Annotated in this window: 1 protein-coding gene; it reads left to right on the top strand. The window is 78.3% G+C overall.

Features of this window, described 5'->3' with window-relative positions; all coding sequences use genetic code 11:
- Positions 1-814, top strand: an 814-nt coding sequence (locus IE260_RS41075) for a DNA polymerase Y family protein (protein ID WP_308434755.1), incomplete at both ends; no start/stop codon positions are given.

Genomic DNA, 814 nt, shown 5'->3' with positions numbered 1-814 from the left:
ACCGGCTGCCGCAAGCCGCCTACCGGCAGGTCCTGGAACTACTCGCCGGACTCTCACCGGTCGTCCAGGCCCTCCCGCCCACGGCCGCGCTGGTGGAACTGAAGGGCGCGCTGCGCTACCACGGTGCGGACCCGCGCCGGCTGGGGGAGATGCTGCGGGTGCGCACCCTGTCCCGGCTGGGTGTCGACGTGCGGGTCGGGATCGGCCCCACCGTCACCGTCGCGGCCACCGCCTCCGCACAGATCCCCGCCCCGGGCGGCGTCCTGGCCGTCGCCCCCGACGCGGCTGCCGACTGGCTCGCCCCGCTCCCGGTGGAAGCCCTGCACGGCATCGGCCCCCGCCAGGCCGACGTCCTGCACGAGTACGGCATCCACACCGTCGGCCTGCTCGCCGCCGTCACCCCGGCCACGGTGCAGCGCCTGCTGGGCGGCAGGGCCGGACGCCTGGCCGCGGACCGGGCCCGCGGCATCGACCCCCGCCCCGTCGTGCCCCGCGCCCTGCCCGCCTCCGCCACCGTCCGCCGCACCTTCGGCCGGCACACCCTGGACGGCGCCGAGGCCCGCGCCGCCCTCCTCGGCCTCGTCGTCGCGCTCGGTCGCCTGCTGCGCCGCCGCGGCCAGGCCGCCCGTGCCCTGACGCTGACCCTGAAGTTCGCGGGCGGGACCAGCTGGGAGAAGACCCGCCGCCTGGCCGAGCCGTCCGCCCACGACGAGGACCTGCGCACCCTGGCCTACCGGCTGACCGACGCCGCCGGCCTGCAGCGCGGCCGGCTCACCGGCATCGTCCTGACGGCCGGGGACCTGGTGGACGCCGG

Source organism: Streptomyces viridiviolaceus (assembly GCF_014650995.1).
Lineage (GTDB): Bacteria > Actinomycetota > Actinomycetes > Streptomycetales > Streptomycetaceae > Streptomyces > Streptomyces viridiviolaceus.
This window is presented reverse-complemented; position numbering and strand designations above follow the sequence as displayed.